This window comes from Diaphorobacter sp. ED-3 (assembly GCF_027625375.1).
Taxonomy (GTDB): Bacteria; Pseudomonadota; Gammaproteobacteria; order Burkholderiales; family Burkholderiaceae_C; genus Diaphorobacter; species Diaphorobacter nitroreducens.
In genome coordinates this window covers 565,036-579,981 of sequence record NZ_CP115182.1, presented here as the reverse complement: position 1 = coordinate 579,981, position 14,946 = coordinate 565,036, and the positions used below count along the sequence as shown (strand labels likewise).

Here is a 14,946-nt window from a genome sequence, read left to right as displayed (position 1 = left end):
TTTACGATAGCACATCCATTCCGTCATGCACCCGGTTGCGGCCTGCCGCCTTGGCGCGGTACAGGTTCGCATCCGCGCGCGCCAGCAACTGTTCGGGGGTGTCTTCGGCGCTGGGCACCACACAGGCCACCCCGGCACTCACGGTGACCACGGGCGCCACCGGCGAGCCGCGGTGTTCCATCTGCCGCGCATGCACGGCCCGGCAGAGCGCCTGCGCCTTGGCGCGCGCGCCGTCCAGGTCGCACTCGGGCAGCAGGCAGACGAACTCTTCGCCGCCGTAGCGGGCCACGAGGTCGTGCGACCGCCCCAGGCCGCCGCGCAGCGCGGCGGCCACGGCGCGCAGGCAATCGTCACCCTGCTGGTGGCCATACAGGTCGTTGAACTGCTTGAAATGGTCGATGTCCACCATCACCACGGACAGGGGCTGGCCGCTGCGCCGGCAGCGCCGCCATTCGGCCTTGAGGGTGCGGTCCAACTGGCGGCGATTGGCCAGGCCCGTCAGCCCGTCCATGAAGGCCAGCTTGCGCAGCAGTTCATGTTGCGCGCGCTGCTCGGTCACGTCCACGAAGGTGGCCATGCAATGGTCGCCCAAAGCCAGCCCGCCGATGGTCATCGTATGCAGCCTGCCGTCGCGGTCGGTGACGCGGTATTCCCTGTCCGCGATCTCGCCCCCCTGCGCACCGGCCTGCGCCAGGTCTGCGTTCCACGCGGCGATGACCTGTTCGCGGTAGTGCGGATCGGGATACGCGCGCAGCCACCACTGCTGCAGCGTGGGCACCTCGGCCTCGGTGTAGCCGAACAGGTCCATGAAGCGCCGGTTGCGAAAATAGATCACGCCCGCGGCATTGATCATGCACAGCCCGATGGGCATCTCCTGCATCAGGTGCGTGAGCAGGCGCTCGGTCTCCTGCTGCTGCAGCGCCTGCTGCTTGGCCAGCGTCACGTCGTGGATATAGCCATGCCACAGCACGGCGCCCGAGGCCGTGCGCGCGGGCCGTGCCTGGCCGCTGACCCAGCGCTCGCGCTCCCCGGGCACGAGCACACGGTATTCGGTGCGCCACAGCTCCAGGGTCTGCGCGGATGCCAGCACGCTCTCGCGCAGCGCCTGCAGGTCGTCGGGGTGGATGCGCGCGAAGACCTGCTCCGCATCCACGCACAGGGCCTGCGGGGGAAGCCCGTAGATGTCCTGCACCCCGGGGCTGGCGTACGGGAAGTGGCTGCGCCCGTCGGGCTCGCGCTGGTATTGGTACAGCGCGCCGGGCACGTTCTCGGCCAGGCGGTCCAGCGTCTCCTGGTGCTGCCGCTGCGCGGTCACGTCCGTGTGGGTGCCGATGAGCCGGGTGGGTCGGCCGCTGGCGTCGCGCGCGGTCACCTGGCCGCGGTCCTGCACCCATTTGTAGCTGCCGTCCTTGCAGCGCATGCGGTGCACGTTTTCATAGACCGCCGTTTCACCCGCCAGGTGGCGCGCCACGTCGGCGTGCACGCGCGCCAGATCGTCGGGATGCACGCGGCTTTCCCATTCCTGCAGGCTGTCGCCGATGTCGCCTTCCGCGTAGCCGAGCATGGTCTTCCATACCGGCGAGAAATACACCGTGCCCGCGGCCATGTCCCAGTCCCACACGCCCTGCTGGGTGGCGTGCAGCACCGCCTGCCAGCGGGCCTGCAAGGCGGCTTCCTGGGCAGCCAGCGCCTGCTCGCGGCGCCACAGCTGGCGGCGCCGGCGCTGCATGAAGCCCAGGCCCAGCCCAATGGCAACCCCCATCAGCAGCCATGCCACGCCCAGCGTCCAGGCCCGCGCGCGCCAGGCGGCGAACACCTGGCTCCAGTCCCGCGCGACGGCCGCAACCAACGGCTTGTCCATGTGCAGGTGCGCCGGAAAGATGGTGCGCAGCGCCACCAGCCGCACGGCCGGGTCCGGCTCCATCGCGCCGACGAAGAGGCTTTCCATCCGCCCGCTGTCCAGGTGCGCCTGAAAGAGCGTGCCGGGCTGCGCCAGCGTGGCGCCCAGCAGCCCCGCCCGTTCGGGCACGCGCAGGAAGCGCACGCCGTCGCCGTGCACCAGGGTGCTCTCCACGTCGGGGGTGTAGCGCACGGAATCCAGCAGGGTCTTGAACTCCTCGGGGTCCAGCGTCGCGGTGACCACGCCCCCAAACAGCCCATCCTCCGCCGGTACGGGGCGCGACAGCGTGATGGCCCAGACACCCAGCACCGTGCGCATGGGCGCGCTGACGATCAGCGAGGGCTGCTCGCGGCTTGCCAGTCGCCGCGCCGACTGGAAGTAATCGCGGTAGGCGAGGTTCTCTCCGAGCAACTCGGCACGGCTGGAGGCGACCACCGTACCCTCGGCATCCAGCACGGTCAGCGTGCGCACGCCGGTCATGGCGTCGCTGAAGGCCCGCAGCCGCTCGTTGAATGGCAAGGCGCCTTCAGGGCGCGCGCGCCACTGCGCCAGGTTCGCAACAATATCCCCCAGCGCCTGGTTCACGGCATGCAGTTGGCGCTCCAGGTTCTCATGGACGATATGCACCTGGTGCGCGACCTGCTGGCGCTCGCGTGCCTCGGTGTCCCGCCGCTCCAGGATCAGCACGACCGCAATCAGCGCCCCCAGCGCCAGCCACAGGCCCGCCAGCAACCACCACTCCCTGCGAAAACGCTCGGCCTGCGTATCCGGTCTCTCGCGCAAGGCAACTCCTCCATGCGGGCACGATAAGAATGGCCGGGTAACCGCCTCAGACAAGGCTCATCGACGCGGCCCGATGACTTTCATGGGCCCAGTATGCCGCCACCGCCCCAACCCCGGGGGACGCCCGGCCTACGGCCGTCAGGCGAACAGCTGGGCCAGCGCCCGCCCCGGGTCGGGCGCGCGCATGAAGGCCTCGCCCACCAGGAACGCATTCACGCCGGCATCGCGCAGCGTGTGCACATCCACCGGCGCAAGGATGCCGGACTCGGCCACCAGCAGGCGGTCGGCGGGCACTTCCTTCTTCAGGTCCAGCGTGGTCTGCAGGCTGACCTCGAAGGTGCGCAGGTTGCGGTTGTTGATGCCCACGAGCGGCGTCTGCAGGCGCAGCGCGCGCTCCAGCTCGGCGCCGTCGTGCACCTCCACCAGCACGGCCATGTCCAGGCTGCGGGCGATCTGCTCCATCTCGGCCATCAGGCCATCCTCGAGGCAGGCGGCGATCAGCAGCACGCAGTCCGCTCCAAAAGCGCGCGACTCGTAGATCTGGTACGGGTCGATCATGAAGTCCTTGCGCAGCACCGGCAGCGGGCAACTGGCGCGTGCCTGCTTCAGGTAATCGGGCTGGCCCTGGAAGAACTGGCGGTCGGTCAGCACCGACAGGCAGGCCGCGCCGACCTTGCCGTCGCCCTCGGCGTAGCTTTGCGCGATGTCGGCCGGGATGAAATCCTCGCGGATCACGCCCTTGCTGGGGCTGGCCTTCTTGATTTCGGCGATCACGCCGGCCTGGCCCTGGTCGATCTTGGCGCGCAGCGCGCCCACGAAGTCGCGCGTGAGCACGCGGCTCTCGGCGTCGCGGCGCATGTCGGCGAAGGACACGCGCTTTTGCGCGGCGGCCACTTCCTCGACCTTCACGTCGCAGATTTTCTTCAGGATGTCCGACATGCTTGCTTCCTTGCTCCCCGCAGGGAGCGTCAATGGTGACGGCGCGCACTGGCGCCAGCGCCCGTCCCGCTCATTCGCGCGGAGGTACCGGGCCCTCGTGGCCTTGCGTGGGCGGTGCCGGGCCGCGCACCACCTTCATGATGATGCGGTGCATCACGATGCCCACGACGATGAACAGCAGCGACACGCCCAGCACGATCCACGTCGCGGGGTCGTTCCAGATGGGAGCGTCCAGCAGGCTCATCGCCGTGCGCTCAGGCCGCGAGCTTCTGGGTGTAGGCGACCAGCTGCTGCAGCTTGGCCAGGGCCGCGCCGCTGGCCAGGGCCTGCTGGGCGCGGCGCAGGCCGTCTTCCAGCGAGTCGGCCACGTTGGCGGCATACAAGGCGGCACCGGCGTTCAGGCAGACGATGTCGCGCGCCGGGCCTTCGTCGCCCTGCAGCACGCCCATCAGCATGGCCTTGGATTCGGTCGGGTTCTCCACGCGCAGCGCCCGCGTGCCCGCCATGCGCAGGCCGAAGTCCTCGGGGTGGATCTCGTACTCGCGCACCGCGCCGTCTTTCAATTCGCCCACCAGCGTGCCCGCGCCCAGGCTAATTTCGTCCAGCCCGTCACGGCCGTAGACCACCAGCGCGTGCTCGGCGCCCAGGCGCTGCAGCGCACGCACCTGGATGCCCACCAGGTCTTCGTGGAACACGCCCATGAGGATGTTGGGCGCACCTGCCGGGTTGGTCAGCGGCCCCAGGATGTTGAAGATGGTGCGCACGCCCAGCTCCTTGCGCACCGGCGCCACGTTCTTCATGGCGGGGTGGTGGTTGGGCGCGAACATGAAGCCGATGCCCACGTCGCCAATGCACTGCGCGATCTGCGCAGGCTGCAGGTTGATGTGCACGCCCAGCGCCTCCATGGCGTCGGCGCTGCCGCTCTTGCTGCTGACGCTGCGCCCACCGTGCTTGCTGACCTTGGCGCCCGCGGCGGCGATCACGAAGGTGGCGCAGGTGGAGATGTTGAAGGTGTTGGCGCCGTCGCCGCCCGTGCCCACGATGTCCACGAGGTGCTTGGTGTCGTGCACCTGCACCTTGTGGGAAAACTCGCGCATCACCTGCGCGGCGGCGGTGATCTCGCCGATGGTTTCCTTCTTCACGCGCAGGCCGGTGGTGATGGCCGCGGTCATGACGGGCGAGAGTTCGCCGCTCATGATCATGCGCATGAGGTGCAGCATCTCGTCGTGGAAGATCTCGCGGTGCTCGATGGTGCGCTGCAGCGCTTCCTGGGGGGTGATGGGGGTCATGGAAGTACCTCTATTTTGATAGCTGCTTGCGCTTGCTACATAAGCCATTCAAGCGTTTTCCGCATTGAAATCGTTTACAGGCAAGCGCTGGCAGCTATTATTTTTGATCCAGGAAGTTCCTGAGCATCGCGTGGCCGTGCTCGGTGAGGATGCTCTCGGGGTGGAACTGCACGCCCTCGATGGCCAGCTCGCGGTGGCGGATTCCCATGATCTCGCCGTCGTCCGTCCAGGCCGTCACCTCCAGCACTTCGGGGCAGCTCGCGCGCTCGATGGACAGCGAGTGGTAGCGGTTCACCGTGAACTGCTTGGGCAGGCCGGCGAACACGCCCGTCTGCGTGGTGGTGATGACGCTGGTCTTGCCATGCATGAGTTGCTGCGCCCGGATGATCTTGCCGCCGAAGGCCGCGCCAATGCTCTGGTGGCCCAGGCACACGCCCAAGATGGGGAGCTTGCCGGCGAAGTGCTGGATCGCCGCCACCGAGATACCCGCCTCGGCCGGCGAGCATGGCCCGGGCGAGATCACCAGCCGGTCGGGCGCACGCGCGGCAATGCCCTCCAGCGTGATCTCGTCGTTGCGAAACACCTCGACTTCGGCGCCCAGTTCGCCGAAGTACTGCACGATGTTGTAGGTGAAGCTGTCGTAGTTGTCGACCATCAGCACGCGCGTCATGGCGTCACCTCCTGGCCCTTGCGGCCCTCTGCGCACAGGCGCGCGAATTCACTGTGTTCGTAGGCGATGTAGGCCTCCATCATGCTGCGGTAGATGGCCTCGATCACGTCGGGCTCGCCGCCCTCGGCCGCCGCACGCGCGCGCACGCGCTGCACGATGGCCTCGATGCGCGCTTCGTCGCGCACCTGGTCTTCCCGCGGCTTGTTGAGGGCAGCCTGGGTCATGTAGCCGCCGCGCTCCACGAGCAGCGGCACCAAAATGTCGTCCAGCGCGTCGATGCGCGCGCGCACCTCGGCCATGCTGGCGCAGGGCTGGGTCTTGTCGATTGCACGGGTGGTCATTCCAGCCCCTCCTCCACCAGTTCGGCCGCACGCAGCAGGGCGCGCGCCTTGTGTTCCGTTTCCTTCCATTCGAGCTCGGGCACCGAGTCGGCCACCACGCCGGCCGCCGCCTGCACGTAGAGCGTGCCGTCCTTGACGATGCCGGTGCGGATGGCGATGGCCACATCCATGTCGCCCGCATAGCTCAGGTAGCCGCAGGCGCCGCCGTAGAGGCCCCGCTTGCTGGGCTCCAGCTGGTCGATCAGTTCCATGGCGTGCACCTTGGGCGCGCCGGTGAGCGTGCCGGCCGGGAAGGTGGCCTTGAGCACGTCCATGCTGGTCATGCCGTCGTTGAGGATGCCCTCCACGTTGCTCACGATGTGCATCACGTGGCTGTAGCGCTCGACCGCGAAGGCCTCGGTCACCTTCACGGTGCCGGTCTTGGCGATGCGGCCGATGTCGTTGCGCGCCAGGTCGATCAGCATCACGTGCTCGGCGCGTTCCTTGGGGTCGTTCACCAGCTCCACTTCGGTGGCCTTGTCGGCCTCTGGCGTGGCGCCGCGCGGGCGCGTGCCGGCCAGCGGGCGTATGGTGACCTTCTGCCCCTCAGGCGTGCTCTCCTGGCGCACCAGGATCTCGGGGCTGGAGCCCACCACCTGGAAATCGCCGAAGTTGTAGTAGTACATGTACGGCGACGGGTTCAGCGAGCGCAGCGCGCGGTACAGCGACAGCGGCGATTCGGTGTAGCGCTTGTGGATGCGCTGGCCCACTTGCACCTGCATGAAGTCGCCCGCGGCGATGAGTTCCTTGGCGCGCTCCACGGCCGCCAAGTAGTCGGCCTTGGCAAAGCTGCGCTGTGCGGTGTGGCTCTCGGTGGGCCGCACCACGGGCGCGCTCACGGAATACTTGAGCTGGTCCTTCAGCTCCCGCAGGCGCTTCTTGCCCTTGGCATAGGCCTCAGGCTGGGCCGGGTCGGCGTAGACGATGAGATACAGCTTGCCCGAGAGGTTGTCGATGACCGCCAGCTCCTCGCACTGCAGCAGCAGGATGTCGGGGCAGCCCAGGGTGTCGGGCGGGCAGGTGGCCTCTAGCTTCTTCTCGATATAGCGCACCGCGTCGTAGCCGAAGTAGCCCGCCAGCCCGCCACAAAAGCGCGGCAGCCCCGGGCGCAGCGCCACCTTGAAGCGCTTTTGGTAGGCGGCAATGAAGTCCAGCGGGTTGCCCGGGTGCGTCTCCACCACTTGGCCGTCGGTCACCACCTCGGTGCGCGCCGCATCGCCGAAGCCGCTGGACCGCAGCAAGGTGCGCGCAGGCAGGCCGATGAAGCTGTAGCGCCCGAAGCGCTCGCCGCCGACGACCGACTCCAGCAGAAAGCTGTGCTTGCCGTCGCCCTTGCCATGGGCCAGCTTGAGGTACAGGGAGAGAGGGGTTTCCAGGTCCGCAAAGGCTTCCGCCATCAGCGGGATGCGGTTGTAGCCTTCGCTGGCCAGGCTTTTGAATTCCAGTTCAGTGATCACAAGAAGATTCCCAGCTCGTGCGGCGCGGTCGCTGGCTGGCCAGTGCGCCGCAGGATCATTCAGAGGAGTCGGCCCCGTGCAGGACAGCACGTGTGGGGCCACGGGCGCACGCTGGGGAGGCGCCCAGGTGCAGTCAGGGGTTCAACGACGCAGGCTTGCGCCAGGGCCAGGCTCCCCGGTCGCTGCAACCTGTGATGAACGTGTGGTGAATGAACATGGACCCGCAGTGTAGCAAAGCACTTTGTCACCTGCGCGGTGGATGCTGCACCGCATCCACGCGAAAACCCTATTGCCGACCACCCCTCGATGGCGCAACATTTAGAAACGAACGATCGTTCTTTTTTGGAGTTGCGCAATGCCCTTCACCCGTCGTCGCACCCTGCAGTGGGGTGCTCTGGCCCTTCTCCTGTGCCTGGCGCTTCCGGCTCCCGCATCGACGGAGCCGACGACCGCAGCCGGCGTCAAGTTCGAGCCCACCCTCGACCTGGGCGGCAGCAAGCTGCAACTCAATGGCGCCGGTGTGCGCTACAAGGCCGTGTTCAAGGTGTATGCCGCAGGCCTGTACCTGGAGAAGAAGGCGTCCACGCCTGCCGAGGTCTACGCGCTGCGCGGCCCCAAGCGCATCAGCGTGACCATGCTGCGCGACATCGACTCCACGGAACTCGGCAAGCTGTTCTCGCGCGGTATGGAAGACAACATGGACAAGGCCGCCTTTTCCAAGCTGATTCCGGGCGTGCTGCGCATGAGCCAGATCTTTTCGGAGCACAAGAAACTCATGGCGGGCGAACAGTTCGTCGTGGACTGGCTGCCCGGCACGGGCACGCAGGTGACGGTGAAGGGCGTCCCGCAGGGCGAACCGTTCAAGGAGCCCGAATTCTTCAACGCATTGCTGGGCATCTGGCTCGGCAGCCAGCCCGCCGACTGGAAGCTCAAGGACGCCCTGCTGGGCAAGGAATAAAGCCCGTCGGCCCACGCAGTGACGATGCGCAGAGAAAGCATGCCATTGCCCCTTTGATGGCGTTTTCAGCCATCTCACCTTGGCGATACACTTTATTGCAATTGCGCAGCAAGGGGCCTCTATGCATCTCAGCAACCTCAAGGTCGGCACGCGCCTGGCCTTGTCCTTCGGCTTGGTTCTGCTCATCACCGTGGTCATCGCGGCGGTAGGCATATGGCGTTTGCAGGAATTGGCAAGCGTCACCCACCAGCTCACCAGCACGGACAACGAACGGCTGCGCGCCGCCAGCACATGGCGGCAGGCGATTGACCTGAACTGGGTGCGCACGCGCGCCGCCATCCTGGATGCGGACACCTCCCATCTCTCGAGCTGGCAAAGCGAGATTGCCAAGACCTCCGAAGAAGCATCCAAGGCGCAGGAGGTGGTGGAGCGGCTGGTGACCACCGACGAAGGACGCCGCTTGCTCGCCGACATCGCGAAGACGCGCGAAGACGCGCGAAGCCTATCGCGGCCCGCGGGCTGAATTGCTCAAGCGCAAGGCTGCCGGCGAGAGTGTGGGTGAGTTGCTCGACAGTCAACTCAAGCCGCTGGCCGACGCTTACCTACAGTCCATCGTTGCCATGGAACAGCGCCAGCGCGCGCTCTACGAAAGCACCCGCGACAACGCTGCCAAGCAGGCCACGCTCAGTCGCGCCATCCTGATGGTCGTGACCGCAGTGGCGCTGCTGGTGGGCGCGGGCGCCGCCATCTTGTTGAGCCGATCCGTGACCGGGCCCCTGCAGTTGGCCGTGCGCGGCGCAGGCTTGATCGCCGAAGGCGACCTCACCCAGTCCATCCAAGCCCACGGCCGCGACGAAGCCGCGGCGCTGCTGAAGGCACTGGGCCACATGCAGGGCAACCTCGCTCGCGTAGTGGCCGGCGTGCGCGCCAATGCGGAGAGCGTCGCGTCGGCCAGCGCGGAGATCTCGCAGGGCAACCACGACCTGTCCGGCCGCACCGAGAGCCAGGCCAGCGCCCTGGAAGAAACGGCCGCCTCCATGGAGCAGTTGGGCGCCACCGTGCGCCAGAACGCCGACAACGCCCGCCAGGCCAACCAACTCGCCATGAATGCCAGCACCGTCGCCGTGCAGGGCGGCGAGGTGGTCTCCGAGGTGGTGGACACCATGCGCGGCATCAATGAGTCCAGCCGCAAGATCGCCGACATCATCGGGGTGATCGATGGCATCGCCTTCCAGACCAACATCCTGGCGCTGAATGCCGCCGTGGAGGCCGCGCGTGCCGGCGAGCAAGGCCGCGGGTTTGCCGTGGTGGCCGGTGAGGTGCGCGCGCTGGCGCAGCGCTCGGCCGAGGCCGCCAAGGAGATCAAGCAGCTCATCACCGCCAGCGTGGAGCGCGTGGAGCAGGGCTCGCAGCTGGTGGACAAGGCCGGTGCCACCATGACCGAGGTGGTCACCGCCATTCGCCGCGTGACCGACATCATGGGAGAGATCAGCGCCGCCAGCAGCGAACAAAGCGCGGGCGTGGCCCAGGTGGGCGAGGCCATCACCCAGATGGACCAGGCCACGCAGCAGAACGCCGCGCTGGTCGAGGAGATGGCCGCCGCCGCCAGCAGCCTCAGCGGCCAGGCCCGCGAGCTCGTCGAGGCCGTCGCCGTGTTCAAGCTGGCGCAGAACGCCTCCGCCCTGCCACGCATGGCGCCCGTGCATGCCGCGGCCGTGCCGGCTCCCGTACCCGCCACCTCCGCGACACCCGCCGCCCCTGCCCGGCCCGCCACGCCGCCGGCGTCCGCCCGGGCGCCGACCGCCGCCTTGGCACGTCCGGCTGCAGCGCGTCCTCAACCCGCGCAGGCGGCCCGCACGGCTGCCGACAACGACGAATGGGAGAGCTTCTGAGGACCCGGGCGCCCCGCGCGGCGCCCATGGCGCGCATGCGGCCGGAGGAATTCAGCTAGCGATCAGCTCGGTGAGCGCATCCACGTAGCCGTCCGCGTCCACGCCGCGCACGGGCTGGCCGTGGTTGTAGCCGTACGTCACCAGCACCACGGGGCAGCCCGCCGCACGCGCGGCCTGGGCATCGTTGCTGGAGTCGCCGATCATCAGCGTGCGCGCGGGCGAGGTTCCCACCGCCTCGCAGGCCTTGAGCAGTGGCAGCGGGTCGGGCTTCTTGCGCGCGAACGCATCGCCGCCGAACACGTGGGTGAAGAAGCCGTCCAGCCCTTTGGCGCGCAGCAGAGGCCGGGCGAAGTCGGTGGGCTTGTTGGTCAGGCACACCAGCGGCCGACCGGTGCGGTGCAGCGCCGCAAGCCCTTCGGCCACGCCGGCGTACAGCGCCGCATACTGGCCGTTGATGGCCAGGTAATGGTGCTGGTAGCGCTCCCACGCCTGGGGATACAAGGCCTCGGCCTTTGCTTCCAATTGCATAGCTGTCAGCGCTTGCTGGTCGGGCGCTAGAACGTGTTTTAGCACTGAACGCAGGAGATGCTCCGACCCCTTGCCGACCATGCGCTCGATCGCCCCCGGCGCGATGGCGGGCAGCTGCAGGTCGCGCAGCATGCGATTGAGCGCCTCGGCAAAATCGCCCAACGTATCCACCATAGTGCCGTCGAGGTCCACGATCGCGGCGTCGGTGCGCGCGAGCAGCGCGGCGAGGTCTTGTTGCACCCGTTCCATCCCTTGTCCTTGTCAGTCATGCATTGAGCGCGGGCAGTGTATGCGCTGTCCGACCCGTCCGACACACCACGGCGCCGCACGCGGACAGACGCCTTCCGGGTGGCGCCCTACGCTGGACAGCCATTGTTGGAACCGTCAAAACCATCGCCCTTCAGGAGGTCATCCCATGCCATTGCATCGATTCACCGCCCTGCTTCCCGCCGCATTGTTGCTGTGCGCCGGCGCGGCGCAGGCTGCCAACGAAGTGCGCAGCCAGTACAGCAGCGACCGTGCCGCCTGCGCGTCCGTGCCCGCGGAAAGCCGCGCCGCCTGCGTACGCGAGGCAGGGGCGGCCGCCCAGGCCGCGCGCACGGGCCAGCTGTCCAGCAGCGACACCAGCATCTATGAGCGCAACGCGCTGGCCCGCTGCGAGGCCTTCAAGACTCCACAGGACCGGTCCGATTGCGAGGCGCGCGTGCGCAGCAGCGCCACGGTGTCGGGCTCGGTGGAAGGCGGTGGCGTGCTGCGCGAAGCCACCACGCCGGTGCAATAGGCTTTTTCAGCGGATTGCGATCAAGCCGCGCGGCGGCGCCTCACGCCAGTTCGGCGCGCATGGCGTCGATCACCGCCTTGTAGTCGCTCTTGCCGAAGATGGCGCTGCCTGCAACGAACGTGTCTGCGCCCGCATCCGCCACCCGGCGGATGTTGTCGGCCTTGATGCCACCGTCCACCTCCAGGCGGATGTCCTTGCCCGAGGCCTCGATGCGCTTGCGGGCCGCTTCGACCTTGCGCAGCGTGCTGTCGATGAAGCTCTGTCCGCCAAAGCCGGGGTTCACGCTCATCAACAGGATCAGGTCGATGTCCTCGATCACCCAGTCCAGCACGTCAAGCGGCATGGCGGGGTTGAAGGTCAGGCCCGCCTTGCAGCCCTGCGCGCGGATGTTCTGAATGCTGCGGTGCACGTGCGCCGAGGCATCGGGGTGGAAGCTGATGAGGTCCGCCCCCGCCTTGGCAAACGCCGTGGCCAGTTCGTCCACGGGCTGCACCATCAAGTGCACGTCGATCGGTACGGCATGCCCTGCGGGCGTCACGGCATGGGGCTTGAGGGCCTGGCACACCATCGGGCCGAAGGTGAGGTTGGGCACATAGTGGTTGTCCATCACGTCAAAGTGGATCCAGTCGGCGCCGGCGGCGATGACGTTGCGCACTTCTTCGCCCAGGCGGGCAAAGTCGGCGGACAGGATAGAAGGGGCGATGCGGTAGGTGCGGCTCATGGCCGCGATTGTCGCAGTTGACGCCGCTGCAGCGCGACGGTCGCATGCCGGGCACAGCCGGAGCGGGTCCTTGTGCGGCACGGGACTCACCATCGCCGCTACCATTGCACGATGCCGAAATACCAGTTCCAGGTGGAGGTGCAACCGCAGTACCTTCCCGACCAGTCCGCGCCCGACGAAGGCGTATACAGCTTTGCCTACACCATCACGATCACCAACACGGGCGACGTGACCGCGCAGCTGATTTCACGCCACTGGATCATCTCCGATGCCAATGGCCACACCGAGCAGGTCAAGGGCCTGGGCGTGGTGGGCCAACAACCGCTGCTCAAGCCCGGCGAGGCATTTCAGTACACCAGCGGCTGCCGCCTGCGCACCGCCAGCGGCAGCATGCACGGCAGCTATTTCTGCGTGGCCGAGGATGGTGAGCCGTTCACCTGTCCGATCGAGCTGTTCGTGCTGGAGGCCTTCTCGCCCGGCCAACCGGGCCAGCCCATGGCGGCAAGGGTGCTGCATTGAGCCGCAGCGGCCCTGACCTGGCGCAGCTGCTCGCCGGTATCGACCCGACCGCACCGCTGGCACAGCGGCACCTGCAACTCATCGCCGTGCTGGATTGGGTGCGCGGCGACGGCCAGTCCACGGAGGGCGCCGCAGGCCGCGTGGCCCTGCTGGTCGACGCGGCGGAACGCTCGCCCGACATCCAGGTGCGGCTGCAGGCCTGGTGGGCAGCGCTCACGCAGCAGGTGGACATCACCACGCTGCTGGCGGACTTCGGCTTTGCCCAGCGCACCTCCATGGCCAGCGAGCTGGCCGAGCGCGTGCGCTACAAACTGCTGCCCTCCAGCCCCGAAACGCTGGATGCGTCGGAGTTGTTCATGCTGGCGCTGCCTGGCGATTTCGACGCGCGCTGGCTCGCGTCGCTGGACGAAACCCTGCTGGGCCGCCTGCTGGCCGTGCTGGTGCCCGCCAGCGAGCAGGGCGGCGCCAGCCATTGGCAGCGCGCGCTGCTGGACGCCATCACCTACTGCGCCGGGCAGATCCTGTCCACCGGCTTTGCGCCCGAGCTGCGTCTGCGCATGAGCGAGGAGGCGCGCGAGGCCCAGCCCTTTCATGCGCTGATCCGCGATGTGGAGAGCCTGCGCGTGGAGGTGGAGCACCCGCTGCGCACCGGCGACCGCCTGCAGGAAGCCGTGCAGCGCCTGCGCGAGCGCCTGGACGCCTGCCGCGCCGCCACCAACACGGTGTATGCGCACTTCGAGGACAACGGCATCTCCGTGGGCCTGGTGTTTCGCCTGCGCCAGCTGCGCGAGCGCATCCTGCGCGTGCGCGAGCTGCTGGAATGCCTGCTGTCGCCCCGCCCCGCCGTGGCGGCGGCCAAGTTCCTTGCGCGCCTGGTGACCGTGGGGCGCGAGCGGCGCAGCCTGCGTGCGCTGGTGGCGTCCAACTCGTCCATGCTGGCGGCCAAGGTCGCCGAGCGCAGCGCCGAGACGGGCGAGCACTACATCACCCGCACGGCGGGCGAATACCTGGCCATGGTGCGCAAGGCGGCGGGTGGCGGGCTGGTGATGGCCTTCACCACGCTGGCCAAGTTCGGGCTGTACGCGCTGGCGCTGTCCGCGTTCTGGGGCGGCTTCATGGCGGGCGTGAACTACGCCGTCAGCTTCGTGCTGATCCAGCTGCTGCACTTCACGGTGGCCACCAAGCAGCCCGCCATGACGGCACCCGCCATGGCCGCCAAGCTCAAGGACCTGGACGAGGCGCAGGGGCTGGAATCCTTCGTGGACGAGGTCGCGCATCTCGTGCGCTCGCAGGTGGCCGCCGTGCTGGGCAACGTGCTGTTGGTGTTCCCCGGGGCGCTGGCCCTGGCGCTGCTCATCGCGCAGATGCTCGGGCAGCCGGCCATCGGCACGGCCCAGGCGGAACACGTGCTGCAGTCGCTGCACCTGCTGGGCCCCTCGCTGCTGTTCGCGGCCTTCACCGGCGTGCTGCTGTTCGCGTCCAGCATTTTCGCGGGCTGGGTGGAGAACTGGTTCGTATTGCGCCGGCTGGACTCGGCCATCCAGTACAACCCGCGCATCACGCACATGCTGGGTGCTGCACGCGCCGCCCGCTGGGCGCGCTTCCTGCGGGGCAACATCTCGGGCTTTGCGGCCAACATTTCGCTCGGCTTCATGCTGGGGCTGACGCCGGCCTTTGCCGCGTTCTTCGGGCTGGGCCTGGATGTGCGCCACGTTACGCTGTCCACCGGGCAGATCGGCGTGGCCAGCGCCACATTGGGCATGGACGTGCTGCACCAGCCGGCTTTCTGGTGGGCCGTGGCCATGGTGCCCTTCAACGGTGCGCTCAACGTCCTCGTCAGCTTCTACCTGGCGTTCCGCCTGGCATTGCGTGCGCACAACGTGGGCAGCGTGGACCGCGCGCGCATCTACCGCGCGCTGCTGGCGCGCTGGCGCAGCGCGCCGCTGGGCTTTTTCCTGCCCCCGCGCCGCACCGTCTGATAAGGTGCGCCCACCGCAGGCTGCGCGCCGTCCTACAGAAGCAACGCGACCGCTGCAGATACATTCAGTTAACAGCCTGGGAACGTAGTCACGTTCCACGCAGCTGCAGCGCGCGCCCTTGGCGCAGGCTGCGCCCCGGCATCCAGCGGG

At 68.0% G+C, this 14,946-nt stretch carries 13 protein-coding genes and 1 pseudogene; 5 read left to right on the top strand and 9 right to left on the bottom strand.

The annotated features are described in order from the left end of the window. Position 1: 1 nt before the first annotated feature. The 7 genes from PCQ86_RS02850 to trpE form a co-directional block, all read right to left on the bottom strand. The gene (locus PCQ86_RS02850; protein ID WP_270174825.1) at positions 2 to 2,683 is read right to left on the bottom strand and encodes a diguanylate cyclase; all 2,682 of its coding nucleotides are present in this window, start codon (positions 2,681 to 2,683) and stop codon (positions 2 to 4) included. A gap of 138 nt (positions 2,684 to 2,821) precedes the next feature. Beyond that, positions 2,822 to 3,622 carry an indole-3-glycerol phosphate synthase TrpC gene (gene trpC, locus PCQ86_RS02845; protein ID WP_270174824.1) on the bottom strand — a complete coding sequence of 267 codons (801 nt, stop codon included), beginning with the start codon at positions 3,620 to 3,622 and terminating at the stop codon, positions 2,822 to 2,824. Positions 3,623 to 3,692: 70 nt separating this feature from the next. Beyond that, positions 3,693 to 3,866: a hypothetical protein gene (locus tag PCQ86_RS02840; protein ID WP_162844513.1), complete on the bottom strand. Its 174-nt coding sequence runs from the start codon at positions 3,864 to 3,866 to the stop codon at positions 3,693 to 3,695. Positions 3,867 to 3,876: 10 nt separating this feature from the next. Further along, entirely contained in the window at positions 3,877 to 4,911 is a 1,035-nt protein-coding gene (trpD, locus tag PCQ86_RS02835) for an anthranilate phosphoribosyltransferase (RefSeq protein ID WP_011803832.1), read from the bottom strand. Between the two features lie 97 nt (positions 4,912 to 5,008). Continuing rightward, complete coding sequence (locus PCQ86_RS02830; RefSeq protein ID WP_270174823.1) at positions 5,009 to 5,581, bottom strand: aminodeoxychorismate/anthranilate synthase component II; 573 nt, start codon at positions 5,579 to 5,581, stop codon at positions 5,009 to 5,011. Further along, positions 5,578 to 5,922: a chorismate mutase gene (locus PCQ86_RS02825; RefSeq protein ID WP_270174822.1), complete on the bottom strand. Its 345-nt coding sequence runs from the start codon at positions 5,920 to 5,922 to the stop codon at positions 5,578 to 5,580. The genes PCQ86_RS02830 and PCQ86_RS02825 overlap by 4 nt, the downstream gene beginning before the upstream one ends. Next, a complete protein-coding gene (gene trpE, locus PCQ86_RS02820; protein WP_012655421.1) occupies positions 5,919 to 7,418 on the bottom strand; it encodes an anthranilate synthase component I in 1,500 nt (499 codons plus the stop codon). The genes PCQ86_RS02825 and trpE overlap by 4 nt, the downstream gene beginning before the upstream one ends. A gap of 355 nt (positions 7,419 to 7,773) precedes the next feature. Here trpE and PCQ86_RS02815 point away from each other — a divergent pair, with 355 nt between their 5' ends. Both PCQ86_RS02815 and PCQ86_RS02810 read left to right on the top strand, forming a co-directional pair. Further along, on the top strand, positions 7,774 to 8,376 hold the full coding sequence (locus PCQ86_RS02815) for a chalcone isomerase family protein (RefSeq protein WP_270174821.1): 603 nt from the start codon (positions 7,774 to 7,776) through the stop codon (positions 8,374 to 8,376). 121 nt (positions 8,377 to 8,497) lie between these two features. Beyond that, positions 8,498 to 10,268: pseudogene (locus tag PCQ86_RS02810) on the top strand (methyl-accepting chemotaxis protein). 51 nt (positions 10,269 to 10,319) lie between these two features. Here PCQ86_RS02810 and gph read toward each other — a convergent pair. Continuing rightward, positions 10,320 to 11,045 (bottom strand): phosphoglycolate phosphatase, encoded by a 726-nt coding sequence (gph, locus tag PCQ86_RS02805; protein WP_088887799.1) that lies wholly within the window; start codon positions 11,043 to 11,045, stop codon positions 10,320 to 10,322. Positions 11,046 to 11,211: 166 nt separating this feature from the next. Here gph and PCQ86_RS02800 point away from each other — a divergent pair, with 166 nt between their 5' ends. After that, positions 11,212 to 11,577: a hypothetical protein gene (locus PCQ86_RS02800; protein ID WP_270174820.1), complete on the top strand. Its 366-nt coding sequence runs from the start codon at positions 11,212 to 11,214 to the stop codon at positions 11,575 to 11,577. A 40-nt stretch (positions 11,578 to 11,617) separates the two neighbouring features. Here the strand turns inward: PCQ86_RS02800 and rpe are convergent, their stop codons facing one another. Next, on the bottom strand, positions 11,618 to 12,298 hold the full coding sequence (rpe, locus tag PCQ86_RS02795) for a ribulose-phosphate 3-epimerase (RefSeq protein WP_270174819.1): 681 nt from the start codon (positions 12,296 to 12,298) through the stop codon (positions 11,618 to 11,620). A gap of 111 nt (positions 12,299 to 12,409) precedes the next feature. On the opposite strand from rpe, the gene apaG reads away from it, so the two are divergent. After that, the gene (gene apaG, locus PCQ86_RS02790) at positions 12,410 to 12,817 is read left to right on the top strand and encodes a Co2+/Mg2+ efflux protein ApaG (protein ID WP_047349333.1); all 408 of its coding nucleotides are present in this window, start codon (positions 12,410 to 12,412) and stop codon (positions 12,815 to 12,817) included. Further along, positions 12,814 to 14,796: a site-specific recombinase gene (locus tag PCQ86_RS02785; RefSeq protein WP_270174818.1), complete on the top strand. Its 1,983-nt coding sequence runs from the start codon at positions 12,814 to 12,816 to the stop codon at positions 14,794 to 14,796. Before apaG ends, PCQ86_RS02785 begins: the two co-directional genes overlap by 4 nt. Positions 14,797 to 14,946: the final 150 nt, after the last annotated feature.

Coding starts and splice junctions, on each gene's coding strand:
- PCQ86_RS02840 (WP_162844513.1), bottom strand. CDS start 3,866: ATGAGCCTGCTGGACGCTCCCATCTGGAACGACCCCGCGACGTGGATC.
- PCQ86_RS02825 (WP_270174822.1), bottom strand. CDS start 5,922: ATGACCACCCGTGCAATCGACAAGACCCAGCCCTGCGCCAGCATGGCC.
- gph (WP_088887799.1), bottom strand. CDS start 11,045: ATGGAACGGGTGCAACAAGACCTCGCCGCGCTGCTCGCGCGCACCGAC.
- PCQ86_RS02815 (WP_270174821.1), top strand. CDS start 7,774: ATGCCCTTCACCCGTCGTCGCACCCTGCAGTGGGGTGCTCTGGCCCTT.
- PCQ86_RS02830 (WP_270174823.1), bottom strand. CDS start 5,581: ATGACGCGCGTGCTGATGGTCGACAACTACGACAGCTTCACCTACAAC.
- apaG (WP_047349333.1), top strand. CDS start 12,410: ATGCCGAAATACCAGTTCCAGGTGGAGGTGCAACCGCAGTACCTTCCC.
- rpe (WP_270174819.1), bottom strand. CDS start 12,298: ATGAGCCGCACCTACCGCATCGCCCCTTCTATCCTGTCCGCCGACTTT.
- trpD (WP_011803832.1), bottom strand. CDS start 4,911: ATGACCCCCATCACCCCCCAGGAAGCGCTGCAGCGCACCATCGAGCAC.
- PCQ86_RS02800 (WP_270174820.1), top strand. CDS start 11,212: ATGCCATTGCATCGATTCACCGCCCTGCTTCCCGCCGCATTGTTGCTG.
- trpC (WP_270174824.1), bottom strand. CDS start 3,622: ATGTCGGACATCCTGAAGAAAATCTGCGACGTGAAGGTCGAGGAAGTG.